19 protein-coding genes and 1 pseudogene are annotated in these 26,839 nt (G+C 72.4%); 6 read left to right on the top strand and 14 right to left on the bottom strand.

The window, feature by feature from the left end; all coding sequences use genetic code 11:
• Window positions 1-127: 127 nt before the first annotated feature.
• Window positions 128-298 (bottom strand): annotated as a pseudogene (locus FM125_RS05665) (PrpF domain-containing protein); the annotation flags it as partial.
• A gap of 244 nt (window positions 299-542) precedes the next feature.
• Here FM125_RS05665 and FM125_RS05660 point away from each other — a divergent pair.
• A complete protein-coding gene (locus tag FM125_RS05660) occupies window positions 543-1,433 on the top strand; it encodes a LysR family transcriptional regulator (RefSeq protein ID WP_245829838.1) in 891 nt (296 codons plus the stop codon).
• 143 nt (window positions 1,434-1,576) lie between these two features.
• Here FM125_RS05660 and acnA read toward each other — a convergent pair whose 3' ends face one another.
• The 3 genes from acnA to FM125_RS05645 all read right to left on the bottom strand — a co-directional run bounded on the left by acnA (window position 1,577) and on the right by FM125_RS05645 (window position 8,011).
• Window positions 1,577-4,276, bottom strand: coding sequence for an aconitate hydratase AcnA (gene acnA / locus FM125_RS05655; RefSeq protein ID WP_087133918.1), 2,700 nt, complete (start codon window positions 4,274-4,276; stop codon window positions 1,577-1,579).
• Between the two features lie 186 nt (window positions 4,277-4,462).
• Window positions 4,463-5,905, bottom strand: coding sequence for a class I SAM-dependent RNA methyltransferase (locus tag FM125_RS05650; protein ID WP_087133917.1), 1,443 nt, complete (start codon window positions 5,903-5,905; stop codon window positions 4,463-4,465).
• Between the two features lie 135 nt (window positions 5,906-6,040).
• The gene (locus FM125_RS05645; protein WP_087133926.1) at window positions 6,041-8,011 is read right to left on the bottom strand and encodes an APC family permease; all 1,971 of its coding nucleotides are present in this window, start codon (window positions 8,009-8,011) and stop codon (window positions 6,041-6,043) included.
• Window positions 8,012-8,105: 94 nt separating this feature from the next.
• Here FM125_RS05645 and FM125_RS05640 point away from each other — a divergent pair, with 94 nt between their 5' ends.
• Both FM125_RS05640 and FM125_RS05635 read left to right on the top strand, forming a co-directional pair.
• Complete coding sequence (locus tag FM125_RS05640; protein WP_067191159.1) at window positions 8,106-8,780, top strand: potassium channel family protein; 675 nt, start codon at window positions 8,106-8,108, stop codon at window positions 8,778-8,780.
• Entirely contained in the window at window positions 8,777-9,451 is a 675-nt protein-coding gene (locus tag FM125_RS05635; protein WP_087133916.1) for a potassium channel family protein, read from the top strand. The genes FM125_RS05640 and FM125_RS05635 overlap by 4 nt, the downstream gene beginning before the upstream one ends.
• A 41-nt stretch (window positions 9,452-9,492) precedes the next feature.
• Here FM125_RS05635 and FM125_RS05630 read toward each other — a convergent pair whose 3' ends face one another.
• From FM125_RS05630 to dut, 4 genes are read right to left on the bottom strand one after another with little or no spacing between them, the layout of a single operon-like run.
• On the bottom strand, window positions 9,493-10,269 hold the full coding sequence (locus FM125_RS05630; protein ID WP_245829836.1) for a DUF3159 domain-containing protein: 777 nt from the start codon (window positions 10,267-10,269) through the stop codon (window positions 9,493-9,495).
• Window positions 10,266-10,559, bottom strand: a complete 294-nt coding sequence (locus tag FM125_RS05625) for a hypothetical protein (protein WP_067191155.1) — start codon at window positions 10,557-10,559, stop codon at window positions 10,266-10,268. Before FM125_RS05625 ends, FM125_RS05630 begins: the two co-directional genes overlap by 4 nt.
• A 1-nt stretch (window position 10,560) precedes the next feature.
• Window positions 10,561-11,319 (bottom strand): DUF3710 domain-containing protein, encoded by a 759-nt coding sequence (locus FM125_RS05620; RefSeq protein ID WP_070639285.1) that lies wholly within the window; start codon window positions 11,317-11,319, stop codon window positions 10,561-10,563.
• Between the two features lie 25 nt (window positions 11,320-11,344).
• The gene (gene dut, locus FM125_RS05615) at window positions 11,345-11,845 is read right to left on the bottom strand and encodes a dUTP diphosphatase (RefSeq protein ID WP_087133915.1); all 501 of its coding nucleotides are present in this window, start codon (window positions 11,843-11,845) and stop codon (window positions 11,345-11,347) included.
• Between the two features lie 72 nt (window positions 11,846-11,917).
• Between dut and FM125_RS05610 the strand changes: the two genes are divergently transcribed.
• Window positions 11,918-12,439: a DUF3093 domain-containing protein gene (locus FM125_RS05610; protein ID WP_067191149.1), complete on the top strand. Its 522-nt coding sequence runs from the start codon at window positions 11,918-11,920 to the stop codon at window positions 12,437-12,439.
• A gap of 130 nt (window positions 12,440-12,569) precedes the next feature.
• On the opposite strand, the gene FM125_RS05605 is transcribed toward FM125_RS05610, so the two are convergent.
• A complete protein-coding gene (locus FM125_RS05605; RefSeq protein ID WP_067191147.1) occupies window positions 12,570-12,869 on the bottom strand; it encodes a DUF4193 domain-containing protein in 300 nt (99 codons plus the stop codon).
• A 337-nt stretch (window positions 12,870-13,206) separates the two neighbouring features.
• Here FM125_RS05605 and sepH point away from each other — a divergent pair, with 337 nt between their 5' ends.
• Window positions 13,207-14,685 (top strand): septation protein SepH, encoded by a 1,479-nt coding sequence (sepH, locus tag FM125_RS05600; protein WP_143745238.1) that lies wholly within the window; start codon window positions 13,207-13,209, stop codon window positions 14,683-14,685.
• Window positions 14,686-14,814: 129 nt separating this feature from the next.
• Here the strand turns inward: sepH and FM125_RS05595 are convergent, their stop codons facing one another.
• The 3 genes from FM125_RS05595 to FM125_RS05585 form a co-directional block, all read right to left on the bottom strand.
• Entirely contained in the window at window positions 14,815-15,993 is a 1,179-nt protein-coding gene (locus FM125_RS05595) for an alkaline phosphatase family protein (protein WP_087133914.1), read from the bottom strand.
• Window positions 15,990-16,655 (bottom strand): DUF5998 family protein, encoded by a 666-nt coding sequence (locus tag FM125_RS05590; RefSeq protein WP_245829834.1) that lies wholly within the window; start codon window positions 16,653-16,655, stop codon window positions 15,990-15,992. The genes FM125_RS05595 and FM125_RS05590 overlap by 4 nt, the downstream gene beginning before the upstream one ends.
• An 86-nt stretch (window positions 16,656-16,741) precedes the next feature.
• Complete coding sequence (locus FM125_RS05585; RefSeq protein ID WP_087133913.1) at window positions 16,742-19,474, bottom strand: bifunctional acetate--CoA ligase family protein/GNAT family N-acetyltransferase; 2,733 nt, start codon at window positions 19,472-19,474, stop codon at window positions 16,742-16,744.
• A gap of 49 nt (window positions 19,475-19,523) precedes the next feature.
• Here FM125_RS05585 and FM125_RS05580 point away from each other — a divergent pair, with 49 nt between their 5' ends.
• Window positions 19,524-22,115: a DNA gyrase/topoisomerase IV subunit A gene (locus FM125_RS05580; RefSeq protein WP_087133912.1), complete on the top strand. Its 2,592-nt coding sequence runs from the start codon at window positions 19,524-19,526 to the stop codon at window positions 22,113-22,115.
• Between the two features lie 102 nt (window positions 22,116-22,217).
• On the opposite strand, the gene FM125_RS05575 is transcribed toward FM125_RS05580, so the two are convergent.
• Both FM125_RS05575 and cydB read right to left on the bottom strand, forming a co-directional pair.
• Window positions 22,218-25,799 carry an ABC transporter ATP-binding protein/permease gene (locus FM125_RS05575; protein WP_219337028.1) on the bottom strand — a complete coding sequence of 1,194 codons (3,582 nt, stop codon included), beginning with the start codon at window positions 25,797-25,799 and terminating at the stop codon, window positions 22,218-22,220.
• Window positions 25,796-26,818 carry a cytochrome d ubiquinol oxidase subunit II gene (gene cydB, locus FM125_RS05570; protein ID WP_087133910.1) on the bottom strand — a complete coding sequence of 341 codons (1,023 nt, stop codon included), beginning with the start codon at window positions 26,816-26,818 and terminating at the stop codon, window positions 25,796-25,798. The genes FM125_RS05575 and cydB overlap by 4 nt, the downstream gene beginning before the upstream one ends.
• Window positions 26,819-26,839: the final 21 nt, after the last annotated feature.

Below are 26,839 nucleotides of genomic sequence, written 5' to 3'. Positions count from 1 at the left end.
ACCCCACCACCCCGACATTCAAAACCAAGGAAATCCTGCCAACTACTTGACGCGGGACACTGCGGGAGAGGCCCACTCGTCTCATCTCAGCCCGGCACCCATGTCAAGAACCTCATGACCCACAACAGCTAGTCGTCGACGTCGCGCCCCCAATCCCGTCAAGCTGACGACTGTCCGGGCTGCCGAAGAGTCGAGGAAGAAGTGCGTCTGACGGTATGCCAGTACTCCTGAGGTCACGCGCATCGAACAGCCAACACTTACTCGTGCCCCCTCGCATCAATTGAGCTCGAAGCTTCATAGTGGTCCCTTCTCATCTGGCGGATTTGCCGCCAATTCCATTGTGACCCTTCTCTCATGTAACTTCAATGTATACTTCTTGCATTAACGTTAAGTGTCGGTTAATGTTGGATTTGACGGACTCCCGGGCTTACAGGACTTCTGCCCCCTCAGCTTCACTGGAGCCACTCTGATGGCTTAGGCTGACTCAACGATGTGTAGCACTACTTAAAGGAGTTTGCTTGCTTGACGTGAGGCGATTGGCCGTGCTGGTCCAGGTGGTCGAGAGCGGTTCAGTATCTGCAGCCGCTGATGAGTTGAAGCTGACCCCGTCGGCGGTGTCCCAGCAGCTGAAGAGACTCGAAGCGGAAGTCCGCCAACCGCTCTTGCGGAGAAGACCAAGAGGTGTGTCACCAACCGATGCAGGACAAGTGCTCGTGCAACATGCGAAGAAGATCATGCAGCAACTTGAGGCGGCCGCGGCAGATCTGGATGCACTTGCAGAGGGACAACGCGGACAGCTCGTCATCGGAGCCTTCCCCACTCTCGCGGCGTCCTTCCTTCCCGTTGCATTGGAACGCTTCATGGCCGACTATCCGCACATCCAGGTAGTCGTCCACAGTGCTCGCTTCGACGAACTACTGGATGAGCTTCTTCGTGGACGAGTTGATTTGTGCTTCCTCTGGGACAGCACGGATCGACCGTTCGAAACTGACGGGGTACGGATTCAAGAACTCTTCACGGAGCCCTTCGTCCTCTTGGTATCGAATTCACATCCGCTTGCGCTTACCTGCGAAGTTTCTATGCAGGACCTAAAGGACGATCAGTGGATTGTGCGAGCAGATGCTCACCCGGCTGTCGAACAGCTGGATCGTGCAGCCACCAAAGCAGGTTTTCGTCCATCTATCGCGTTCTTTGCCAATGACTATCAGGAGGCACAGGCGATGGTTAGTGTTGGCATGGGAGTTGCGCTGGTGCCGAAGAGCGGAGTCGCTCTCAAGCATCCTGGAGTGACCGAATTGTCGCTGGGCACCCAAGCGCCACAGCGTCGTATTCTGCTCGCACAGCGAGAGGAACGAAGTTATTCATCAGCCGAGACTGCGTTCGTCTCCTCTATATGGGCGGCACTAGCTACATCGAGGGGCAGAGCAAGTTAATCGAGCTGATTCTCGGAACAAGGGTCTTGGTACGATGACGGGCCCTCACCTTCCGTGCGGAAGGTGAGGGCCCGTCATCGTGGCCCTCCCCCGGCTCACCGCCGGGGGCGACCGATCACGCCGAGGCGATCGCGGTCAGGCGATCACTTCGAGGCGATCTGGCGCAGCACGTACTGCAGGATGCCGCCGTTGCGGTAGTAGTCGGCCTCACCGGGGGTGTCGATGCGGACGACCGCGTCGAACTCGGTGACCTTGCCGTCCTCGCCCTCGGCGGTGACCTTCACGGTCTTCGGGGTCTTGCCCTCGTTCAGCTCGGTGACGCCGGTGATCGAGAAGACCTCGGTGCCCGTCAGGCCCAGCGAGTCGGCGTTCTCGCCCTCCGGAAACTGCAGCGGCAGCACACCCATGCCGATGAGGTTCGAACGGTGGATGCGCTCGAAGGACTCGGTGATCACGGCCTTGACGCCCAGGAGCGCGGTGCCCTTGGCCGCCCAGTCACGGGACGAGCCCGAGCCGTACTCCTTGCCGCCCAGCACCACCAGAGGGGTGCCCTGCTCGGCGTAGTTCTGCGCGGCGTCGTACACGTAGGCCTGCGGGGCGCCGTCCTGGGTGAAGTCGCGGGTGAAGCCGCCCTCCACGCCGTCCAGCAGCTGGTTCTTGATGCGGATGTTCGCGAAGGTGCCGCGGATCATCACCTCGTGGTTGCCACGACGCGAACCGTAGGAGTTGAAGTCCTTGCGCTCCACACCGTTCTCCAGCAGGTACTTGCCGGCCGGGGTGTCGGACTTGAAGGAGCCCGCCGGGGAGATGTGGTCGGTGGTGACCGAGTCGCCGAGCTTGAGCAGGACGCGGGCGCCCTCGATGTCCGTGACCGGATCCGGCTCCATGCCCATGCCCTCGAAGTACGGGGGCTTGCGCACATAGGTGGAGTCGGCGTCCCACTCGAAGGTGTTGCCGGACGGGGTCTCCAGGGACTGCCAGCGCTCGTCGCCGTCGAAGATCGTGGAGTACTTGTCCACGAACATCTGGGTGTCGATGGACTCGTCGATGATCTTCTCGACCTCGGCCGGGTCCGGCCAGATGTCCTTCAGGTAGACGTCGTTGCCCTCCGAGTCCTGGCCCAACGCCTCGTTCTCGAAGTCGAAGTCCATGGAGCCTGCCAGCGCGTAGGCGACCACCAGCGGCGGGGAGGCCAGGTAGTTCATCTTCACGTCCGGGTTGATGCGGCCCTCGAAGTTGCGGTTGCCGGAGAGCACCGCGGTCACGGAGAGGTCGTTGTCCTGGATCGCCTGGGAGATCTCGGACTCCAGCGGACCGGAGTTGCCGATGCAGGTGGTGCAGCCGTAGCCGACGATGTTGAAGCCCAGCTGGTCCAGGGACTCGTTGAGGCCGGACTTCTCGTAGTAGTCGGTGACGACCTTGGAGCCCGGGGCCACGGAGGTCTTCACCCACGGCTTGGAGGTCAGGCCCTTGGCGACCGCGTTGCGCGCCAGCACGCCCGCGGCCATCATGACCGACGGGTTGGAGGTGTTGGTGCAGGAGGTGATCGAGGCGATGGTCACGGCGCCGTGGTCCAGCCCGAACTCGCGGCCGTCCTCCATCGTCACGTTCACGGCCTTGGAGGGACGGCCGAGGCCCTCCTCGTCGCCCGAGGCGTAGTTCGCCAGGTCCTTGCGGAACTGGTCCTTGGAGGAGGTCAGCTCGATGCGGTCCTGCGGACGCTTCGGGCCGGAGATGGACGGGACCACGGTCGACAGGTCCAGCTCCAGGTACTCGGAGTACTCGACCTCCTTCGACGGGTCGTGCCACATGCCCTGCTCCTTGGCATACGCCTCCACGAGGGCGATGGACTCCTCAGAGCGGCCGGTGAGGCGCAGGTAGTCCAGGGTGACGTCGTCGATCGGGAAGATCGCGGCGGTGGAGCCGAACTCCGGGGACATGTTGCCGATGGTGGCGCGGTTGGCCAGCGGCACGGAGCCGACGCCCTCGCCGTAGAACTCGACGAACTTGCCCACCGCACCGTGCTCGCGGAGCATCTCGGTGATGGTCAGGACCACGTCGGTCGCCGTGGCGCCGGCCGGGATCTCACCGGTCAGCTTGAAGCCGACGACGCGCGGGATCAGCATGGAGACCGGCTGGCCGAGCATGGCGGCCTCGGCCTCGATGCCGCCGACGCCCCAGCCCAGCACGCCCAGGCCGTTGACCATGGTGGTGTGGGAGTCGGTGCCGACGCAGGTGTCCGGGTAGGCGCGCAGCACGCCGTCGACCTCACGGGTCATGACGGTGCGGGCCAGGTTCTCGATGTTGACCTGGTGGACGATGCCCATGCCCGGGGGGACGACCTTGAAGTCGTCGAAGGCGGTCTGGCCCCAGCGGAGGAACTTGTAGCGCTCCCCGTTGCGCTGGTACTCGACCTCCATGTTGCGCTCGATCGCCTGGTCGTTGCCGAAGAAGTCGATCTGCACGGAGTGGTCGATGACCAGCTCGGCCGGGGACAGCGGGTTCACGCGGGTCGGGTCACCGCCGAGGTCCTTGATGGCCTCGCGCATGGTGGCCAGGTCCACGACGCAGGGCACGCCGGTGAAGTCCTGCATGATCACACGGGCCGGGGTGAACTGGATCTCGGTGTCCGGCTGGGCCGAGGCGTCCCAGTTCGCCAGGGCCTGGATCTGCTCCTTGGTCACGTTCGCACCGTCCTCGGTGCGCAGCAGGTTCTCGAGGAGGACCTTGAGGGAGTAGGGCAGCTTGTCCGCGCCCTCGACCTTGTTGAGGCGGAAGATCTCGTACTCGGCGCCGTTGACGTCGAGGACGCCCTTCGAGCCGAAGCTGTCGACAGTCGTCACGGGAGGACTCCTTTTCCTGCCCGGCCTGTGCGCCGGGCGCTCGTCCAGTTGTGGGTCTCACATGAGCGGTGCGTCGCGGCGGCGATCCGTGAGCCGATCGGCGCCGAGATGTGGTGCACCGCACTCGCCTCCACCCTACCCTGAAGGCAGGGGGGAGAGAGGCTGTGTTGCCTGATCTCTCGAAGATCAGACGGCCGGCGCGGTCCGCGTCAGGACCGTCACCGACTCCAGGTGGTGGGTGTCCGGGTAGAGGTCGATCACGCGGGCCCGGGTGACCTCGTAGCCGCCGCGGGCCAGCCAGGCCAGGTCCCGGGCCAGTGAGGCCGGGTCGCAGGACACGTAGACGACGGTCTCCGGGGCGAGCGCGATGATGCGCTCGACCGCACGTCGGCCGGCCCCGGCACGCGGCGGGTCCAGCACGACGGTGTCCAGGGTGCGGCCGGCGAGGCCACCGTCCTGCTCCTCGGCGTCCGGGTCGGCGAGCAGGTTGCCGAGCACGCGGTCGGTGGGACCGTTGAGCACGGTGGCCTGCGGGAGGTCGTGGAGGTTGCGCAGGGCGTCCCGGGAGGCATGGGGGGCGACCTCGACGGACAGGATGTGGCCGCCCGGCCCCACGGCCTCGGCGAGGAAGGCGGTGAACAGGCCCACGCCGGCGTAGAGGTCGGCGACCACCTGTCCCGGCTGCGGGGCGGCATCCTCCATGACGGCGTCCACCAGCGTGGTGGCCGCGTCCTTGTGGACCTGCCAGAACCCGTCACCGGAGACGCGGAAGGTGCGGGTCACGCCGTGGGCGGCGGCGACGGTCTCCTCGACCCAGGTGCGCCCGGTGATGCGCTCGACCTTCGCGGGAGCATTGCGGCGCTTGGCCGGCAGCAGGAAGCCGGTGGACAGCTCTCCGTGGGCGTTGGCGGCCTGGCGGATCCGGGTGCGCAGCCGTCCGAGGCCGACCTCGTCGGAGCGGGTCTGGGCGGTGGGGGTGACGAGCACGAGCGGACGGCCGCCGTCAGCCGGGGTCGTCACGTCCACGCGCTCGGCGCCGGAGAAGTCCCAGTCCCAGAGGGCGAGGGCGTCCAGCGCCGGCACGCCGAGGGGCATGTTGCGGACCGCCACGAGGGTGCCGGAGCGGTGCGCGTGCATGGCGATGCGGCCGTTCGGCGTCACGGCGAAGGCGTTGCGCGTGCGCCAGCGCTGGCCGGTGGGCTCGTCCTCGCCGGCGAACATGACCTCCGGCTCGACCGTGATGCCGGCGATGCGGGCCAGGGTGTCCCGGTAGACCTGGGCCTTGAGCCGGCGCTGGTGCGGAACCACGATGTGGCCGAACTCTGCGCCGCCGACCGGAAGGCGTCCGGAGGCATGGGCGCGCAGCATGTCCGCCAGCTTCCACTGGTGGATGCGACGGAACTCCGAGGGACGGATGATCTCCACGGCGTCCCCGCGCCAGAAGCGGGCGCCCTCCTCACTCTCCGTGAGGGCCACGCGGACGCGTTCGCCCGGGATCGCATGGCGCACGAAGACGACGCGCCCCTCGTGACGGGCCACGCAGTGGCCTCCGTGGGCGACAGCGCCGACCTCGAGCTCGATGAGCCGGTCCACGTCGACGCAGTCGTGTGGGGTGTCGGTGACCGCCATGGATTCTCCTTCCGGAGCCGCACGCCGGACCTTGCGCCGACGCTGTTGTGGTCCTATCTTTGCACGCCCGGAAGGGGCCGGTGGACCCGGGGACGCGCGGCGGCGCGCACCACTGCTCCCCGTGTCACCGAACCGTCAACGGCTGTTCGCCCCCAGGTCACCGGCCCGCAGGCCGTCCTGCACCTGCCAGGGCACCAAGGCGATCATGACACCCGGCTCGCGCTGCAGGCGGCTCCGCAGCCGGGAGGCGGCCCTGTTGTGCAGGAGGGTGCGCCAGCCCGGCCGCACCACGTACTCGGGCAGGTAGACCATCGTGAGCCCGCGGCTGCGTCGGCCGGAGAGCCTGCGCAGGTGGCGCACGAGCGGGGTCACCCCGTCGCGATAGGGGGACCCGACCACGGTCAGCGGCACCGGCACGGCGGCCCTCTCCCACTCCGCCAGCAGAGCGGCGGTCTGTTCCCTCTCGATGTCCACGACGACGGCCTCCAGGCTCCCGGGGCGGCTCGCCCGGGCGTAGGCCAGGGCGCGCAGGGTCGGCCGGTTCAGCGACGTCACCACCACGGTGGCGTGGACCCGCGACGGCAGCGCCCGTGCGTCGTCGTCCTCGGCGGGGGCCAGCTCTGCGGCGACGGCCCCGTAATGGGCGTGGATCCGCCCCATGAGCAGCGCGCCCAGGAGGATCGCCGGCAGCGCGACCCAGGCGCCGCTGGCGAAACGGGTCACGAAGACGACCAGGCCGGCCAGGACGGTGACGCCGAGCGCGGCCGCCGTCAGCACCAGGCGCAGCCGGACGAGGGCGCGCCCGCGGCTGCCCGGGGTGTGCGCCAGACGGCGACGCCAGAGCCGCAGCATGCCGGCCAGCGCGAGGCTGAACGCCAGGAAGACTCCGATGACGTAGACCTGCACCAGGTAGGCCGTGTTGGCCTCGAAGACCAGCAGGAGCACCGCCGCGCCGATGCCTAGGCAGATCACCGACCAGCTCTGGACGAGACGGTCGCCGCGGGACTTGAAGTGGCGCGGCAGGTAGCCGCCCTCGGCCAGGCGCGCGGTGAGCGCGGGGAACGAGGCGAAGGCGGCGCGGGCGGCGATCAGCAGCAGCACGGCCACGGAGGCGACCACGAGCGTCGTCCACGGGGCCTGCCCGCCGAAGACCGCCGCGGCGATCTGCGCCACCACGGGAGGCGGAGTCAGCTCGTCGGGCACCGGGTTGCCGCCCGGGGTGCGGAGCAGGTCGTGGTCGAGGGCGACGACGACCCCCGTGCGCTGCGCCAGGTGCATGACGCCCAGGGTGAGGGCGGCCATCGTCCCGGCCATGCAGAGCAGGATCCAGCGCACCCCGGGCACCGACGGCCGGCGGACCTGCTCGACGGCGCCGACCGGGGCCTCCACGCCCGTCAGCAGGGCGGACCCCGCGGCGAAGGCGCGCAGGGCGAGCAGCCCGACGCCCAGGGCCGTGGCCGGTGCTGCGACCGTGTCCACCACGGTGTAGCCGGCGGACTGGGCCCGGGCGAGGCCGCCGGTCAGATCCTGGACCACACCGACGGCGATCGTCGCAGTCAGCAGCACCACGAAGACGCTCACCAGCACGGCCGTCATCCTGCGGCCGCGTCCCGCTCCACGCAGGCACACGAGGACCAGCAGGAGCAGGGCCGCCAGCGCCACGGGGAGGCGGTGCCCGCGGAACACGGGGAACAGGGCGACCGCGTACTGCGCGAACGCGGCGAGGGACACGGCCACCGTGAACACGAGGTCCACCAGCAGCGCCGAGCTCGCCACGACGCCCGAGCGCGGGCCGAGGTTGGTCCGGGCCATCTCGTAGATGCCGCCGCGCGGCACTGCGACGACCGCGGCGCGGAAGGCGAGGACGATCAGCAGCATGATCGCGACCACCGCGATGCCCACGACCGGCCCCAGCGTCAGCCCCGCCGCGCCGGCGGTCACGAGCGTGAGGATCACCTCGTCCGGCGCATAGGCCAGTGAGGAGAACGCGTTCGAGGAGTGCACGGGCAATGCCGTGGTGCGCGGCAGAACAGTGCGCTGCCCCGGCCCGGAGGCCACGGGGCGGCCGACCAGCAGTCGGCGCAGAGAGGACAGGACCGTCGTCACGTCGGACACAGTACCCGCGTCGCGGGCGTCGGTCCTCTCCGGGTGGGATGATGGCGATCGGCGGCCAGCGTGGCCGCAGGAGGAGGCACTCACCGTGGCGCATTTCGTCATCCTGGGCTGCGGGCGCGTCGGCGTCGCCCTGGCCCGCACGCTCGAGGACGCCGGCCACTCGGTGGCCGTGGTGGACCGCGACCGGCACCGCTTCGAGGCGCTCGGCGAGGACTTCTCCGGTACCACCGTCGCCGGCGTCGGCTTCGACCAGGACATCCTCTGCCGGGCCGGGATCGAGCAGGCCGTCGGCATGGCCGCGGTCTCCGCGGACGACAGCACCAACGTCATCGCCGCCCGGGTGGCCCGCGAGCACTACGGCGTGCGCCATGCCGTGGCCCGGATCTACGACCCGGAGCGGGCGACCGTGTACCAGCGCCTCGGCGTCTCCACCGTGGCCGCCGTGCAGTGGACCACCGACCGCATCCTCTCCCGCCTGCTGCCGGCCGGCACCGGGCGCTCCGAGCACCGCGACGCCTCCGGCGAGCTGCTGATCGGCGAGCTCACCTGCGCCGCGTCCTGGTACGGCCGATCCGTGGGCGAGCTCGAGGAGGTCACCGAGGCCCGGGTGGCGTACCTGACCCGCTTCGGCGAGGGCGTCGTACCCTCCGCGGAGACGCTGCTGCAGGAGGGGGACGTCGTGCACCTGGTGCACCCGGTGGACCGCCGTGACGAGGTCGAGGCCCTCGTGGCCGGGGCACCGGAGAAGGAGGAGTCATGAGGGTGGTCATCGTCGGGGCCGGCGCGGTCGGCACGTCCATCGCACGGGAGCTGTGCGCCCGCCGGCACGAGGTGTGCGTGATCGAGCACCGTCACGAGATCGCCGAGCGCGCCGACCTGTGCTCCGCCGCCGTCCTGGTCGGCGACGCCGCGGACCTGTCCGTGCTGCGCCGCGCCGAGCTGGACCGGACGGACGTGCTCGTGTGCGCCACGGGCGACGACCGGGCGAACCTCGTGGTGTCCCTGCTCGGCCGCAGCGAGTTCGGCGTCGGCCGGACCGTGGCCCGCGTCAACAACCCGCGCAACCACTGGCTGTTCGGCGAGGCATGGGGCGTGGACGTGGCGGTCTCCACCCCGTCGATCATGACGGCGCTCGTGGAGGAGGCGGTGGAGACCGGCGACCTCGTCCGGCTGCTGGACATCGGCTCCGGCGAGGCGGCGCTGTCCGAGTACACCGTGCCCCGGGATCACTGGACCGCCGGAAGGCGCATCGGCTCCATCAGCTGGCCGGACGAGGCCCCGCTCGTGGCGGTCGTGCGCGACGGCCGCCCGCGGACGCCGCAGGCTGACGAGGTGCTGCAGGCCGGGGACGAGGTGTTCTTCCTGAGCTCGACGGACTCGGAGGCGACGCTGCGTGACCTGCTCGTGGACCCGGTGGACGGACGGTCCTGACCGACGCCGTCGCGCACCGGCTCGGGGGACGGCGCCCCGCCTCAGGCCGCCGCAGTCCTCCGCGGCGCGGACACGGACCAGGCCAGCCAGAGCCCGAGGGCATAGAACGGCAGGCCCATCACCAGACGCGCCACGCCGAGCGCCGTCGTGGCCTCGGCGAGGTACAGCGGCAGCTGCACCGCCAGACGGGTGAGCATGACGGCCACCATGATCCACGTGGCCACCGCGTAGGCGCGGCGGCGGGCACGGTCGTGGCGCCAGTCCACCCCCTCCCCGCGCACCATGCCGAAGATCAGGCCCACCACGGGCCAGCCGACAAGGATCGAGACCACGAACCCCAGCGAGTAGAGACCGTTCGTCACGAAGCCCCAGACGTAGAAGTCGCGGGCCTGCCCGGTGGTGAGGGCCATGACCACACAGAGCACCACCACGGCGAGGCCAGCGACGGCCTGCACGGGAGACTGCCGCTGGACCAGGCGCACCGCGCCCATCACCACGGCCACGCCCACCGCGGCAACGCCGGAGGGCCACACCGCCTGGGTCACCATGAAGGCGACCATGAACACGAAGGTCGGCAGCGAGGCCTCCACGATGCCGCGCCAGCCGCCCACACTCGCCAACGGGTCCAGTCGGCCCTTCTCGTCCAGCCGTGCGGACCCGCCCCACGAGCGCATCAGCGCGGAGGGCGCGTCCGGGGACACGGGCGCGTCCGCCTCAGCGGCGTCGCGGCCCCGCGCCGGGGCGGGCCGGTGCTGTCCGGGTGCGCCGCCGTCGTCGGGACGCCCGGAGGGACGGGGGTGCTCGTCGGGCTGGGTCACGGACGCTCCTGTCGGCGACCCGGTGCGGGAACCAGGTCGTAGGCGGGGTTGTGGACGGTGGGGACGCCGTCGGCGGTGGTCAGCGTTCCGCGCACGCGCAGCCACTGCCCGGGCAGCACCTGGGGCACACGGCGGCGCCCATGCCACAGCAGCACGACGGTGTCCTCGGCAGACTCCTGCCCCGGCTCGGGCAGGGCCTCCGCGAGCTCGGCGCGGAAGACGGCGTCCGCGTCAGCCGCCGGGACCGTGACGGTCGCGACCACGCCGACGCGCTCGACCGTCTCGGCCATGTCAGCGGACCTCGGTGATCTCGGGACCGCGCTCGGGCAGCTGCGGGGCCTCGGCCGGGGCACGCTCGCCGGTGACGTCGGCGGACTCGCCGCCCGGGCGACGACGACGCACCGGCCGCGCGTTGACCGGCGGGCGCAGCGGGAGCAGCTCGCGCGGCGGGACGGGCTCCTCACCGCGGACGACCACGAGGTCGGCGAAGACGCCCTCGATCTCCTCGGCGTCCTCCGGGTGCAGGGCGGCCTCACCCTGGATCACGCCGCGCACGAACCAGCGGGGCCCGTCCACGCCGATGAAGCGGGCCACGTTCCAGCCCGGCGAGCCGTCCGGCATGGAGGCGGGCACACGGCTCATGACCTCGGTGCCGAAGCGGCCCTGCCGCTCGTCCGCCACGGCACCGGGGGTGGTGCCCAGAGCGTCGAGGATCTCGGCCCGCAGGTCGTCCCACAGGCCCGACCGGCGCGGGGCGGCGAAGGCCTGCAGCTGCACGGCGGACGTACCGGCGGTGACGGTCACGGCGATCACGCGCTGGGTCTTGTCCTCCAAGTCCAGGCGTAGCTTCATGCCCTGGCGGGCCTTGATGCGCAGGGAGCCGAGGTCGATGTAGCCCTTGGCGTCCGGACGGTCGGCCACGTCGAACGGGCCGGTCGTGTCGTCGCCGGCAGGCATCAGGCCGGCCGCGATGCGGTCCCGGTCCTCCATCAGCTCCTCGGGCAGGGTGACCTGCTCATGGCGTACGTTGCGGTTGCGTCCGAAGATCATGCGTTCCTCCTTGCGGGCGTCCGGCTCAGCGGTCGTTCTGCGGGGCTGCGGCGGCGTCCGGTCCGGCGGCCGGGGTGAAGCCTCCGGTCGATCCGAATCCGGCGGCGCCGCGGGCGGAGTCCTCGAGCCGCTCGACCCGCACGAAGTCGGCCTGCACCACCGGCTGGACCACCAGCTGGGCGATGCGGTCACCGCGCTGCAGGCGGACCGGCGAGGACGGGTCCATGTTGACCAGCGGCACCTTGATCTCGCCACGGTAGCCGGCGTCGATGGTGCCGGGGGCGTTCACGACGCTCAGGCCCTGGCGCACGGCCAGGCCCGAGCGCGGATGCACGAAGGCGGCGTAACCGGCGGGCAGGGCGATCGCCACGCCTGTCGGGACCAGCGCGCGCTCCCCGGGGGCGAGCTCCACGTCCACGGAGGTGCGGAGGTCGGCGCCGGCGTCGCCCTCGACGGCGTAGGCGGGCGGCTCGAGCCCATCGTCCAGCAGCTGCAGCGGCACAGGGATGCGGTGGATGTCACTCACAGCGGCCCACTCTACCCGAGCGACCGCGCGCCGGGCCGGGCGGAGGAGGGTGCGTGTGGGAAGCTGGAGCACATGCGTGAGAACCAGCAGACCGCCCCCGCCGCCGAGGCCGAGACCGTCCTGTTCGAGGAGCGCCTGACGCCGTCCGTGGGCGTGTGGGTCGTGGCCGTCATGCTGGCCGCGCTCTCGGTGCTGGTGTTCGCGCCGATCAACCTGACCACCGGCATCGTGGCGGCAGTCCTGTTCTTCATCGTGGAGGCGATCGTCCTGGTCACGTCCACTCCGCGGATCGTGGTGACGGGCACGGACCTGCAGGTCGGCAAGGCCCGCATCGAGCGCTCCTACCTCGGCGAGGTCACCGGCTTCCTGGGCGACGACGCCCGTCAGCAGCGCGGCGCCCGTCTGCACGGCCTCGCCTACACGGTCATCCGCGGGTGGATCTCCCCCGTGGTCCGCATCCAGCTCACCGACGAACGCGACCGCACCCCGTACTGGCTGACCAGCACCCGCCGTCCGCAGGAGCTCGTCGCGGCCCTCGGCGGCACCATGCACACCGCCGCGGCGGAGGACCTGGAGCACGACGGGCACCGCTGAGTCGCAGCGCCGCGCATGGGACCAAGGGTCTGCGCACGACCCGCCCCTGACACGCCAGAACGCCCCGGACATCCGACCGGATGCCCGGGGCGTTCTGCGTGGTCTGCTGCCGGCGGGTGCGCCCGGCGGATCAGCCTTCGCAGTCGGTGCAGAAGATGAGGCCGCCTTTCTCGCGCGCGGCCTGCGAGCGGTGGCGGACCAGGAAGCAGGAGGCGCAGGTGAACTCGTCGGACTGCGCGGGCAGCACCCGGACCATCAGCTCTTCGCCGGAGAGGTCGGCGCCGGGCAGCTCGAAGCCCTCCGCGGCCTCGGTCTCATCCTCGTCGACGACGGCGGACTGGGTGTCCGTGCGACGGGACTTCAGCTCCTCGATGGAGTCCTCGGTGCCGTCGTCGTCGTTCTTCCGGGGGGCGTCGTAGTCGGTGGCCATGGGGGATCTCACGCTCCGCTCAGGTCTGGACCGGCGGGACGGGCCGCACCGCCGGTGAAGAAAGGGGGACGGACCGCTGGTCACTGTGGGGCTTCGTCACCCCGACGAGGGGCTGACCACACGGCGCCGTTGCGCGTAGATTGTGCACGATCGTTGCCTCGGTGCCAAATGAGAGCCGGCCGCATCCGTGTTCCGTTCGTCACAGCGTGGACGTGTTCTAGGATCGGACGACGGACGCGCGCAGGCGCGCCCGGTCCTGACGGCACCCGTCCGGGCCCGGGCCGACGCCGCCGCACCGGTGAGCACGGAGACGACCCGAAGGAAGGCACTGGCGCCCATGGCCGAGATGCGACCGGCTGGACTGACCGAGGACGGCACCGCCCTGCGGCTGACCGACCAGGACGGCGGCGAGCACACCCTCCCCCTGACCGACGAGGTGCGCTCTCTGGTGACCGCCGACTCCGGCGGCGGCACCGCCGACTCCCCCGCCGCCACGGCGTCCCGGGAGAAGGACGACGACGACCACCCCACCTCCGCCGGGGACGTCGCCTCCGCCTCCGACGGTCGGCAGGACGACGCCGGCGCCGTCGGCCGGCCCCGCCCGGGCTCCTCGACCCGCCCCGGCGCCGACGCCGCAGACGAGGTCCCGGCCGCCCAGGTGTCCCCCCGCGAGATCCAGGCCCGCATCCGCGCCGGCGCCACCGCCGAGGAGGTCGCCGAGGCCACCGGCGCCTCCCTGGCCCGTGTCCGCGTCTTCGAGTACCCGGTCCTGGCCGAGCGCGCGTGGATCGCACAGCAGGTCCAGCAGCTCGAGGTGTGGGTCGGCGGCCCGGACCTCTACTCCTCCACGGTCGAGGACGGCGGCCCGAGCACCCTGGGCGAGCTCGTCTCCCATCGGCTGCAGGAGCTCGGCCTGGACGCGGACGCCGTGACCTGGGACGCCTGGCGCGAGGGCCCGGGCCCATGGACCGTGGTCGCGGACTTCAGCCTGGAAGGGCTGCGCTCCAAGCCGACGCAGGAGCAGCCGCCGGCCCGGTTCGCGTTCCGTCAGGGCGCCAAGCAGGTGGACCACGTGAACCGCTGGGCCCAGCTGCTGGCCGACGCCGAGACCTGGAACATCCCCTCCGGCCGGTCGAAGGACGACGAGACCCCGTTCGACGTCGAGGCGGGGGACGTCCCCGAGCGCCCGGCCGCCGAGCCGACCGCCCTGCACCCGGACACCGCCCCGGACCCGGACGAGGAGCTGCTCGACATCCTCCGGGCCCGCCGCGGCCAGCGCCTCGGCGCAGACGAGGAGTCCGACGACGCCCTCGCCCTGATGCTCACGCGGGAGGAGACTCCGAACCCGCAGCCGCCGGCGAAGCCGACCCTGGCGGCCGCAGACGACACCGGCGCCGGCTCCGCCGTCTCGGCCGACCGGACCGAGTACCTGTGGGACGACGAGGACGCCGGCGACGACAGCCCGCTGGCCTCCGTGCACGCCTTCCGCTCCGCGGACCCCGCACGTGACGAGGACGCGGGCGACGCCGACGCCCGTGACGAGGATGCCGCGGCTGAGGAGACCACGGACCCGCAGGACGAGGACAAGGCCGCCGAGGACGAGGCCGCCAACGAGGACGCCGCGCAGAAGCCTCGCCCCGGCCGGTCGACCTCCGGCCGCGGGACCTCGCGCGGACGCATCGCGGACGTGCTGATCAAGGACACCTCGGAGCCGAAGCCCGGCGCGCAGAAGGAGCCGACCCGCTCGAAGTCCTCGACCCGCCGCGCCTCCGTGCCGAGCTGGGACGAGATCGTCTTCGGCCGCAAGAACGACTGACCCCTCCCGGGCCCTCCGCCCCCCAGGAGCCCGGGAGACGGCGCACGGGAGACGGCGCACGGGAGACGGCACACGGCAGGGCACCGTCAGGACGCACGGCAGGCCACCGTCAGGAGGGGCTCTCCCCGCTCAGGTGCTGAGCAGCAGCAGGGGCACCTCACGCTCCGCGCGGGTGGGCGAGCCGTGCTGTCCGACCATCTCGAAGGCGTGGGCACCGACCCGGCGGCCGTCGTAGAGGGCCAGGTCGTCGTGGGCGGCGATGAGCAGGTCGCCGATGCGCGGGCGCACCCGGTCCGCGACCTCGGCGCCGAACCAGCCGGCGGCCACCGCCTCGTCCCGGGTCAGGACCCATGCGTGGGCGCCGTGGGCGGCACGCCAGGCCTCGGCCACGGCGGCGCGGCGCTCGGCGGAGACGTCCGCCCCGAAGTGCAGCTGCACCAGGCGCGGCTCCCCCGCCGTGTGCTCCACGCCGTCGAGCAGCTCCGGGAAGCGCAGACTCCCGTCCTCGAGCACCTCCGCGTAGTCGAGCCGACGGGAGTCGGGCACGTCCACCATCCCGTGGTCCCCGGTGATGCCGAGGGTGGAGCCGGGCGGCATCCGCTCGTGCAGCCGCTTCAGCGTGGTGTCGACCTCCTCGAGGGCATGGAGCCAGGAGTCGGAGCCCAGGCCGTCGCGGTGGCCGGCCTTGTCCAGCTCGTTGAAGTACAGGTAGACCAGGGCTGGCTGCCGGGCGCTGTCCAGCACGCCGAGGGCCAGCTGCATGCGGGCGGCCATCGTGGAGCCGGCCCGGTACTCGCCGCCGCGCAGGGCGGCGCGGGTCAGGGCGGAGCCGGCGAACAGAGGCAGGGAGACCGTGACCACCGCACAGCCGGCCGCCTCGGCCCGCTCCAGGACGGTGGGCAGCGGCTGCCACTGCTCCGGGACGGTGGCCGGGTCCCAGCCGCCGAGCATGTTCACCACCACGCCCCGCTCCGGATCGAGCACGTCATAGCCGACCACGCCGTGCACGCCCGGCTCCTCGCCGGTGCCCAGGCTGGTCAGGGAGGCCGCGGTGGTGGTCGGCACGGGCGCCTGCAGGACGCGGCCGTGGGACTCCATGGCGGACTTGAGGAACGGGGCGTGACCCCCGAAGCGGCGCAGCACGTTGCGGCCGAGCCCGTCCACCAGTGCGACCACGGCACGGCGCGTCTGCGGCCAGGCCAGCGCGTTGTCCAGCCCCTCCACCCCGAGCGCCGCGGCCGCCGAGGCCATGACGGAGCGCAGATGCCGCTCGGCCGGAACGACTCCGGCGGGGACGGGTGCACTCATGCGACCGCCGCCAGGTGGACGCGGCGCAGGGTGCGGGCGAACGCCAGGGCGTCCTCGACCGCGGCACGCCCGTCGGCGTCCGCCGCCACGCGAATCACGAGGTCCTCGCGCGTGGAGGTGCCGGTATAGCCGTGGTCCGCCTCGCAGTTCGGGTCGGCGCAGCCGGCCGGCTGCAGGTCCAGGCGCTGGCCGCCGGCCCACTGCACGGCCAGCGTCATCTCGGCCACCGGGTCGGTGGGGCGGAACTGCTCGGGCTCGGCGTGGCCGGTGGTGATCACCACGGAGCCGATCGCGGACACCGGGACGAGCTCCGTAGAGATCTGGGCCAGCATGCGACGCCCCTCGGTGTCCAGCGGGTGGTCGTCCAGGTGTGCGGCCACCACCACGTCCTCACACACCACCAGCACGGTGATGTGGCGGTGGATCTCGTCGTAGTCGAAGTGGGTGTCCACGTGCACCAGGTGGGCCAGTGGCTGCCGCGCCTCCAGCTCCTGGGCCAGGTGGTGCGCCACCAGGTCCGGGTAGAACCCCGCGCGGGCGAGGGACTCGGTCAGCGACGGACCCGAGCCCACCGTCCAGCGGCGGCCCTGTTCGGCCGCGCCCAGGCGGTTCAGCGGTGAGCGATGGTCGTCGTGCTCGTGGTTCCTGCGCAGCGGGGTCATGGGCTCCATGCTATCGGCGCCCGGACACCTGACCGCCGCATCCACAGGCGACGCCCTGGCGGCGCCGAGGGGCGTCGTCCACGAGGTCAGTCCCCACGCATGGCACGGCGGGCGGAGTCGGTGCGCTGGCCGGCGTCCGCGACGTCCACCTCGGCCTGCAGCACCGTGACTCCGCCGGGGCCGGCCAGGACGGGGGCGAACCTCAGGCGGGCGACAGACGGCAGGTCGTCCTTGAGGGCGGCCACGCGGGAGACGAGGTCCTCCAGGGCCCCCATGTCCGCGGCGGGCACACCGCCGTGGGCCTGCAGCTTGGACGCGGCACGCGGGGCGCGGACCATCTGGGAGACGTCACCGGAGGTCAGCGGCGGGACGCGGTGCACCCAGTCGTCCAGCAGGTCGGTGGCGTCGCCGGTGATGCCGAAGGACACCACGGGGCCGATCAGCGGGTCCTCCAGGGCCGTGACGGTGACGGCCTGGCCGGCCGGCGCCATGGCCTGCACCTCGAGCTCGGTGACGCCGAAGGCCTTCAGCGCCTGGCGCATCTGTTCCACGTTGCGGCGCAGCGAGTCCGCGTCCGTGATGGACAGCCGCACACCGCCCAGGTCGAGACGGTGGCGCAGGTGCGGGTCGACCGCCTTCACGGCCACCGGGAACCCGAGGCGCTCGGCCGCCTCCACGGCCTCATCCGTGGTGCTGAAGCGCTCGGACGGGAGCGTGGAGATGCCATAGCAGCCCAACAGGCGCGCCGTCTCCTCCGGGGTGAGACGGGTCAGCTCGGTGCCGTTGTTGCCGCGGGCCACGGCGGCCTCCACGATCTCCTCCGCGGTGTGGCGGTCCACGCCCTCGAGCTCGATCGGCTCGCCCATGTCCTCGTCCCGCCAGGCCACGTAGGTGGCCAGGCGGCCGAGCACGCGCAGGGCCTTCTGAGGGGACGGGTAGAACGGGACGCCCGGCTGCAGGGCACCGGGCTCGGCGTCGTCGTCCAGCGGAGCCGAGCCGGCGAGCAGCGCACCGGAGTATTCCGGGTCCACCACATCGGTGAGGCAGACCAGGACCGGCACCTCGGCGCCGCGGGCGGCGTCCGAGAGTTCGCGGGCCAGATCGGCGGGGACCTCGGCCGACTGGTGCAGGCCGGCGCGGGCGATGACCACCACGGCGTCGGCGCGGCCGTCGGCGAGCGCGGTCTCCAGATCCTTGCGGACGGCGTCTGCGTGGCGGGCGGTGCCGTCCTCGGCGGAGGCGAGGCCGACGGTGTCCACGACCTCGAGGCCCTCGGCGGAGGCGGCGTCCCGGGCGAGGCGGTCCAGGGCGAGGGAGTCGCCCACCAGGAGCACACGGCGGCCGCGCGGCAGCGGTTGGGAGGCCAGGGCCTGCATGAGGTCCATGAGCTCCTCGTGGGTGATGACCTCGATCGCGCCGGTCTGGTCCAGCATGGAGTCCACGGTGCCCTCGGGTGCCCGGGTGGTGCGGGTCTCGTGGCCCGGGGGCAGGTTTCGTCCGGTGACGTCCGAGCGGACCACCACGACCGGCTTGGTGCGGGAGAGGCGGCGCGCGATCCGGGAGAACTTGCGCGGGTTGCCGAAGGACTCGAGGTACACGCCCACGGCGGCGGTCTGCGGGTCGTCCTCGAAGTACTGCATCGCGTCGTTGCCGGAGACGTCGGCACGGTTGCCTGCGCTGATCACGGTGGACACGCCGATGCCGCGGCGCAGGGCGGAGGAGGCGAGCATCGCGGAGATCGAGCCGGACTGGCTGAACAGGCCGATGCGGCCGCGAGCCGGCATGCCGGGCGCCGGGGAGGCGTTCAGGCGGATCTTCGGGTCGGTGCAGATCACGCCGAGCGAGGCGGGACCGATGATGCGCATGCCCTCCGCGCGGGCACGGGAGACGAGCGCGCGCTGGGCGGCCACGCCCTCGGCGCCGGCGTCCGCGTAGCCGGAGGTGAGCACAAGGATCCCCTTGACGCCGTGCTCGGCGCACTGCTCGACGACGCCCGGCATCTCGTCCACGGGGACGGCGGCCACCACGAGGTCGACCGGGCCCGGGATGTCCTTCACATGGGCGTGGGCGGGCACACCGCAGACCTCGAAGGCCTCGCGGTTGACGGCATGGACGTCCCCGGTGAAGCCGCCGGCGAGGATGTGCTCGAGGACCACGTGGCCGACCGACTCGGGGTGACGGGAGGCGCCGACGACCGCCACGGAGAACGGGTTGACGATCTCGGAGACGGACCGGGCCTCGGCGCGGTGCTCGCGCGATTCCATGACGGCACGCCAGCGGGCGGTGGGGTCGATGGGGAACTCGACGGCCACGACGCCGTCCTCGAAGCGACGGGCGATCTCGAAGCCGGACTCCTGGAACACGGAGAGCATCTTGCGGTTCTCCGGGAGGACCTCGGCGGTGAAGCGGCGGATGCCGTTCTCGCGGGCGGCGACGGCCAGGTGCTCCATGAAGATGGAGCCGAGGCCGCGGCCCTGCGCGTCGTCGGCGATGTTGAACGCCACCTCGGCGACGTCCTGGTTCGGGTAGCGGTCGTAGCGGCCGACGCCGAGGATGCGGCCGCGGCGCTGGACCACGAAGGCCACGCGGTCCTTGTAGTCGACGACGGTGAAGCGCTTGAGGTCCTTCTTGGACAGCTGCGACTTGTACGTGAAGTAGCGCAGGTAGATCGACGACTCCGACTGGCCGCGGTGCATGGCCTGCAGGCCGTCCGCGTCGTCCGGAGTGATCGGCCGCAGGCGGGCGGTGGTGCCGTCCCTGAGCACGACGTCCGCCTCCCAGTGGCGGGGATATACAGGCTTCTGACGCTTCTCACCCATAGGATTCAGCCTAGACAATCTCCGAACCGTTGAGGACTCCCGAAGCACCATGACAGCCCGATCGACCCGTTCCCGCTCGGCCGGTGGCGACGCCCCGCAGCCCGTTCCCGTGGAGCAGGAGAACATCGTCGACGTCGACGTCGCGCAGGAGATGGAGGGCTCGTTCCTCGAGTACGCGTACTCGGTGATCTACTCCCGCGCCCTGCCGGACGCCCGCGACGGACTGAAGCCGGTCCAGCGGCGCATCCTGTTCATGATGTCCCAGATGGGGCTGCGCCCGGACAAGGGGCATGTGAAGTCGGCGCGCGTGGTCGGCGAGGTGATGGGCAAGCTGCACCCCCACGGCGACGGCGCGATCTACGACGCCATGGTGCGCATGGCCCAGCCGTTCTCCCTGCGCCTGCCGGTGGTGGACGGCCACGGCAACTTCGGCTCGCTCGACGACGGTCCGGCGGCCCCGCGCTACACCGAGGCCCGCATGGCTCCGGCGGCGCTGGCGATGACCGCCGACCTGGACGAGGACACGGTCGACTTCGTCCCGAACTACGACAACCAGTTCACCCAGCCCGGCGTCCTGCCGTCGGCCTACCCGAACCTGCTGGTCAACGGGGCCTCCGGCATCGCGGTGGGCATGGCCACCAACATGGCCCCGCACAACCTGCGTGAGGTCGTCGCCGCGGCCCGCCACCTGCTCGAGCACCCGGACGCGGAGCTCGCGGACCTGATGGAGCACGTCCCCGGCCCGGACCTGCCGTCGGGCGGACGGATCGTGGGCCTGGACGGGGTGAAGGACGCCTACGCCACCGGCCGCGGCTCCTTCCGCATGCGCGCCACCGTCGCCGTGGAGCAGGTCACCGCCCGCAAGACCGGACTCGTGGTCACCGAGCTGCCGTACGGCGTCGGCCCGGAGAAGGTGATCGAGCGGATCAAGGACGGCGTCAACGCCAAGAAGATCACCGGCATCTCCGACGTCGTCGACCTGACGGACCGCAAGAACGGCCTCAAGCTCGTCATCGAGCTCAAGTCCGGGTTCAACCCGCAGGCGGTGCTCGCCGCGCTCTACAAGCACACGCCGCTGGAGGAGACCTTCGGCATCAACAACGTGGCCCTCGTGGACGGCCAGCCGCAGACCCTGGGGCTGAAGGAGCTGCTCCAGGTCTACGTGGACCACCGCCTGTCCGTGGTGCGCCGCCGGACCGAGTACCGCCTCGGCAAGAAGAGGGACCGGCTCCACCTGGTGGAGGGCCTGCTGCTGGCCCTGGTCGACATCGACGAGGTCATCGAGATCATCCGCACCTCGGACGACGCCGCCGCGGCCCGCACCCGCCTCATGCAGGTCTTCGACCTCACCGAGGTCCAGTCCAACCACATCCTCGAGCTGCGCCTGCGCCAGCTGACCAGGTTCTCCCGCATCGAGCTCGAAGCAGAGCGGGACGAGCTGGCCGCCGCGATCGCCGAGCTGGAGGCCATCCTCGCCTCGGACGCCCGCCTGCGCGAGGTCGTCTCCGGCGAGCTGGTGGACGTGGCGGCCGAGTACGGCGACGACCGCCGCACCCGGCTGCTCGACGCCGAGAACCTCGCCTCCCCCACCGCCTCCGCCCCGGCGGCGAAGGAGGCCGGGGCCGTCGCGTCCCCGATGATGGTCGCGGACACCCCCTGCTGGGTGCTGCTGTCCACCGCGGGCCGCCTGCTGCGCACCGCGGACCGGACCCCGATCGCCCCTGTCGGCCGCCGCCACAAGCACGACTCCTACACCTCCGTGGTCCCGACGACGGCCCGCGGCGAGATCGGTGCCCTCACCTCCGCAGGCCGCCTCCACCGCCTCCAGGTCGTGGACATCCCCGCCGCCGCGGAGGCCTCCGCCTCCCCGGCCATGGCCGAGTCCGTGCCCGCCAAGGAGTTCGTCCCGCTCGAGCGCGGCGAGTCCCTCGTCGCCCTCGTCCCCCTGGACGCCGTCCTGGCGATCGGCACCGCCCGCGGTGTGGTCAAGCGCGTCCGCCCACAGTGGCCGCTGAACCGGGACGTGTTCGAGGCCATCACCCTCAAGGACAGGGACGCCGTGGTGGGCGCCGCACCCGCAGTGCAGGACGAGGACCACCTCGTGTTCGTCACCGCCGCCGGCCAGCTGCTGCACTATGAGGCCTCGCTGGTCCGTCCGCAGGGCCCGTCCGCCGGCGGCATGGCCGGCATGCGTGTGGCGGACAAGGACACCGTCCTCGCGTTCGCCGTCGCCCCGGCCGGCACCGTGGTGCCCGAGGCCGAGCTGTCCTCCTCCGAGCGTCCGGCCGTGGTGGTCACCGTGGCCGACGGCCAGTCCGACCTGCTCGGCTCCGCGCCCGGGTCCGTGAAGGTCACCCCGCTCGGCGAGTACCCGACCAAGGGCCGCGGCACCGCCGGCGTCCGCGCCCACCGGATGCTCAAGGGCGAGAACGCCGTGGTGCTGGCCTGGGCCGGCGCCTCCCCCGCCCTCGCCGCGTCGAAGGCCGGCGTCGCCCGCGCCCTGCCCACCGAGTTCGGCCGCCGCGACGGCTCGGGCGTCCCGGTGGACCAGAGGATCGAGGCGATCGGCTCCGGCGCCTCGCCGATCCTGGTGGCCGCCGCCCCGGAGGCCGACGACGCGGTGGAGGTCTCGGCCGAGTGAGCGTCGCGGTGCAGGTCACCGCTCCGGCACCCGGGGCTGACCTGCCGAGCGCGTGGACGACGACTCACTGCGCGCCGTGACGGCCCCTGACGCGGCGTCGGGTCACCGCCGGCGGTGGCCGTGCTCGGCCCCGAGCCGCAGGACCACGTCGGCGTCCGCCACCAGCGCCTCGTCATGGGTGACCGTCACCGTGATCCTCTCCCCCAGGCCCGCCACCAGATCCTGCATGAGCGCGTGGCCCTCGTCGCGGCCGAGGTGCGCCGTCGGCTCGTCCAACAGGACCACATCCGCCCCGGCCAGCAGGGCCCGGGCCACCGCGAGACGCTGACGTTGCCCGCCGGACAGTCGCCGGCCGCCCGGTCCGACCCGGGTGTCCAGCCCGTCCGGCTGTGCCGCGAGCCAGCCGTCCAGCCCGACCCGGCGCAGGGCGTCTGTCAGCTCCTCCTCGTCCGGGGCCTGCTGCGGGTCTCGGGACAGCGCCAGGTTGCCGCGCACGGTGGAGTCGAACACGAGCGCGTCCTGCGGCGTCCACGCCACCCGGCGCAGGCGGTCCGCCGAGGGCCTGCGCCCGGCCTCGGCTCGGCGCCCCGTGCCGGCCGCGTCGGCGCCCGGCCGGCACACCGGGGCCGTCCCGGGCCCGAGCTCCGGCCCCGCCTCCTTTGACTCCACCTCTTCCGACTCCGCCGCGGTGAGCAGCGCATAGCGGCCCTGGGCAGGCGGGAGCAGGCCGAGCAGCACGGACAGCAGCGTGGACTTGCCGGAGCCGGACGGCCCCACCACCCCGATCCGCTCGCCCCGCCGAGCACGAAGGTCCAGGCCGGTCCAGACCGGCTCCTGTGCCCCCGGATGCCACGCGGCGGCGTCCTCGAGCAGCAGGGTCTCGACGACGGTGTCGGCCTCGACGACGGTGTCGGCCTCGGCGGCGGCGGACGTCGGACGCCCCGATCCGGTCGGCTCCGGCCCGGCCAGCAGTGGCGCGACGGCGCGGCCCCGATCCCGCAGCACGGGCAGCTGCGCCGCCGCGGTCCCCAGGGCGGCCAGCGGCTCGGCCCAGCTCAGGGCGATAAGGACGGCCAACGCCGCGGCCGGAGCGGCGGTGCCGGTGTCCAGGGCGGCCTGGGCCGCGGCCAGGGCGGACGCCGAGGACGCGGCCACGGCCAGGGCGGCCCCGAGCCCGGCCGCGCGGGAGGCGCGGCGTGCCGGGGCGTCCAGCTGCTCGGCGGTCCGGTCAAGCCTCTGCAGGGCGCACTCTGCCAGGCCGTTGGCGTGCAGGTCTGCCGCTGCCTGAAGCAGGCGGGTGACGTGTCCGAGCAGCGCCGAGCGTCGCGTGGCGGCGGCTCCGGAGGCGGCCCGGTCGACGAGCAGCACCGCCGCGGGGACCAGCACCAGCCCAGCAGCCGCGACGGGCAGGGCCGCCGCGGCCGGACCGGGGGCCAGCACGGAGACGATCGCGGCCATGACAGCCCAGGCCAGCAGCGCCGCCGGGACCGGGACGAGGACGCGGGGCACGGCGTCGCGCAGTGCGTCGACGTCCGCGACGAGCGCGGACAGGGCCCCGTCGGCCCGGCTGAGCCGGCGGAAGGCCGCGGGGTCCGCGCCGAGGCGGTCCCAGATCCGCAGACGCAGCCGGCCCGCCCACGCCAGCACCGCGTCGTGGGCGGACAGCCGCTCCAGGTAGCGGCAGACGCCGCGGGACACGCCGAACGCCCGCACCAGGACGATCACGGCCAGCAGGTACAGGATCGGCGGCTGATAGGCGGCCATGACGATCAGCCAGCCGGACAGACCGGCCAGCAGCGCCGCGGACAGGTGGGTGCCCACGGCCCAGCCGACCGACGCCCACAGCCTGCGGGCGCCCCAGGGCAGCAGCCGGAGGACGTGGCGCCCGCGCGGGACACGCTGTGCGGTGGAGGCGACCGGCGGCCCGGTGACGGCCGCATCGATGCCGGCATCGGCCACGGCGGCCGTCGGCGGCCGCCCTGATCCGGCAAGGGCGGGGTCGTGGGATGCGATGAGCAGGGCGACCGGCGGCAGGGACAGTCCGGGCACCCGATCCGTCCTGATCGTCAGCAGCAGTCGGCGCACCCGGTCCGCCGCCGTCTCATCCAGGTGGGCGGTGGGCTCGTCGAGCAGCACCAGCCGAGGCGCGCCGTCCGCGTCGTCGTCCGTCTGCGCGAGCCGGGCCAGCAGCCGGGCCAGGGCAAGACGACGCCGCTCCCCGGGGCTGAGGTCGTCGACCGGGCGCTCCGCCAGGTCCGCGCGAAGGCCCACCGCCTCCAGAGCGGACCGGGCCTGCACCGGGTCCGCCCCCGCCAACGCCAGCTCCTCGGCGCCTGTGGGAGCGGCGAACTCCGGATGCTGCCCCAGCCACAGGACGCGTCCGGGCTCGGGCGCGCGCACCGTGCCGGCCACACGGACGTCGTCGTCGCGGAGCAGCCCGGCCAGCAGGTGCAGGACGGTGGACTTGCCGGTGCCGGACCCGGTCGAGAGCACCCGGGCCTCGCCGGCGGGCACGGACAGGTCGAGGCCGTCCACCACACATGGCCCGGCCCCGTAGGCGATCCGCAGCCCGTCCAGGGACAGCACCGGCTGCGCGGGGTCCTCACCTGCGTCGTCTGCGCCCCGCAGCCTGTCCAGGGCGGGGACACGCAGCGGCTCGTGCAGGCGGGCGTCGATGCGGTCCCGGGCCGCCTCGGCATCCTCGGTGGCATGGAAGGCGGCACCCAGGTCCCGCAGCGGCAGGTAGACCTCGGCGGCCATGACCAGGACCACCATCCCCTCCGCGAGCCCCAGGCTCCCGGAGACCAGACGCACGCCGATCACCACGGCCACGACCGCGACGGACAGGGAGGCGATCAGCTCCAGCGCAAGGCCGGAGACGAACGCGGTGCGCAGGGTGCCCATCGTGGCGGCCCGGTGCCGTTCGGAGACCCTTTCCAGAGAGCGCCGCTGGACCCCGGCCCGGTGCAGGCCCACGAGCACCGGCAGCCCACGGGCGAGCTCGGCCAGCTGGGAGGAGAGCCGGGCCAGTCCCGCGGCGGAGTCGGCGATGCGCTCGGCGGTGTGCCGGCCGATCAGGACCATGAACAACGGCACCAGCGGCAGGGTGAGCAGCAGCAGCAGCGCGGACAGCGGATCTCGCAGCAGCGCCCACCCGATCAGCGCGGGTGGGACCACCGCGGCCGCGGCCAGGGCGGGCAGCACCCGCGCGTGGTAGTCGTCCAGTCCCTCCAGGCCGCGGGTCGCCACCACCGCGTCCGGGCCCACGTCCTCGCCCAGGGCGTCGGCCTCGTCCAGGCGGCGCCGCAGCAGCGCACGGCGCAGGTCCGCCTGCACCTGCAGGGAGGTCCGGCGCCCCAGCGCCGGAGCGATCGCCTCCGCGGCCGCACGCAGCAGGGTGCCCGCCGCGCCCAGCAGCAGGGCGAGGCCGACCTGGTCCGCCTCCACCGGTCCGGCGGGGGCCGGCGGGCGCAGGAGCAGGTCGAGCAGGTCGGAGGCATCGGGGACGGGCAGGGCCGCAGCCAGCCCGGTCAGCAGCCGGGTCAGCGCCTCGGCGAGCAGGATCCATCCGCCCGCACGCAGCACGGCGCAGCCCAGCAGGGGGACCAGCAGCCGCCGGGAGGCGGAGTCTCGGGGAAGGGGGCCGGAAGACCGGGGTGCCCGGCCATCGTCGGGACGACTCACACCGGGCGGACCGCGTGGGCCGTGGGGATGTGGGTGACGGCGATGCGGCGGCGGAAGGTCCAGTAGGACCAGGCGGTGTAGGCCAGGACGATCGGCACGAAGACGACCGTCACCCACGCCATGACGGTGAGCGTGTAGGCACCCGACGAGGCGTTCTCCACGGTGAGGCTGTACGCGGGGTCGATGGTGGAGGGCAGCACCACCGGGTAGACGGCGGTGAACAGCGCGGCCACGCCGGCGGCCAGGAAGCCCGCCATGGCGGCGAACGTCAGGCCCTCACGGCCGGCACGCGCCCACATCCAGGCCGCCGCCAGGGCCACCACGGCGAGCACGGTGAGCACCCACGGCAGGACGGCGCCGCGGCGGGCGACCACGAGCACGACCCACAGGGCCAACGGCGCCACGAGCACCGGGAGCCAGCGGCCCAGCACCCGACGGGCCGCCTCACGCGCGGCGCCGTCGGTCTTCAGGCCGAGGAATGCCCATGCCTGGGCGATCGCGTAGAGGACCACCGCCACGCCGCCGAGCAGCGCGTACGGGGTGATCCAGACGAAGGGGCCGCCCACGCGGTCGCCGTTGGCGTCCAGCGGCAGGCCTGTGGTGGTCAGGGCGAGCATGGCGCCCACGGTGAAGGCGGCCAGCAGCGAGCCGCCGGCCAGGCAGGCGTCCCATACGGCGCGCCCGGCGTCGGTGATCGCCTTGCCGCGGTACTCGATGGCCACGGCGCGCAGGATCAGTCCCACCAGCGTCAGCGTCAGCGGCAGGTAGAGGGCAGAGAACAGCGAGGCGTACCAGTGCGGGAACGCCGCGAAGGTCGCGCCGCCGGCGGTGAGCAGCCACACCTCGTTGCCGTCCCACACGGGACCGATGGTGTTGAGCAGCTGGCGCCGGGAGCGCTCGTCCCGCGCCCACAGGCGCATGAGCATCCCGACGCCGAGGTCGAAGCCCTCGAGCAGCAGGTAGCCGAGCCAGAGGACTCCGATGAGGGCGAACCAGATGGTGGGCAGGGTCTCTGCCATGGTGACGTTCTCCTTGGGTCC

It is taken from the genome of Micrococcus lylae, assembly GCF_900163825.1.
Lineage (GTDB): Bacteria > Actinomycetota > Actinomycetes > Actinomycetales > Micrococcaceae > Micrococcus > Micrococcus lylae.
Note: the sequence above shows the minus strand (reverse complement) of the source record. Positions and strands in the feature narration are given on the sequence as shown.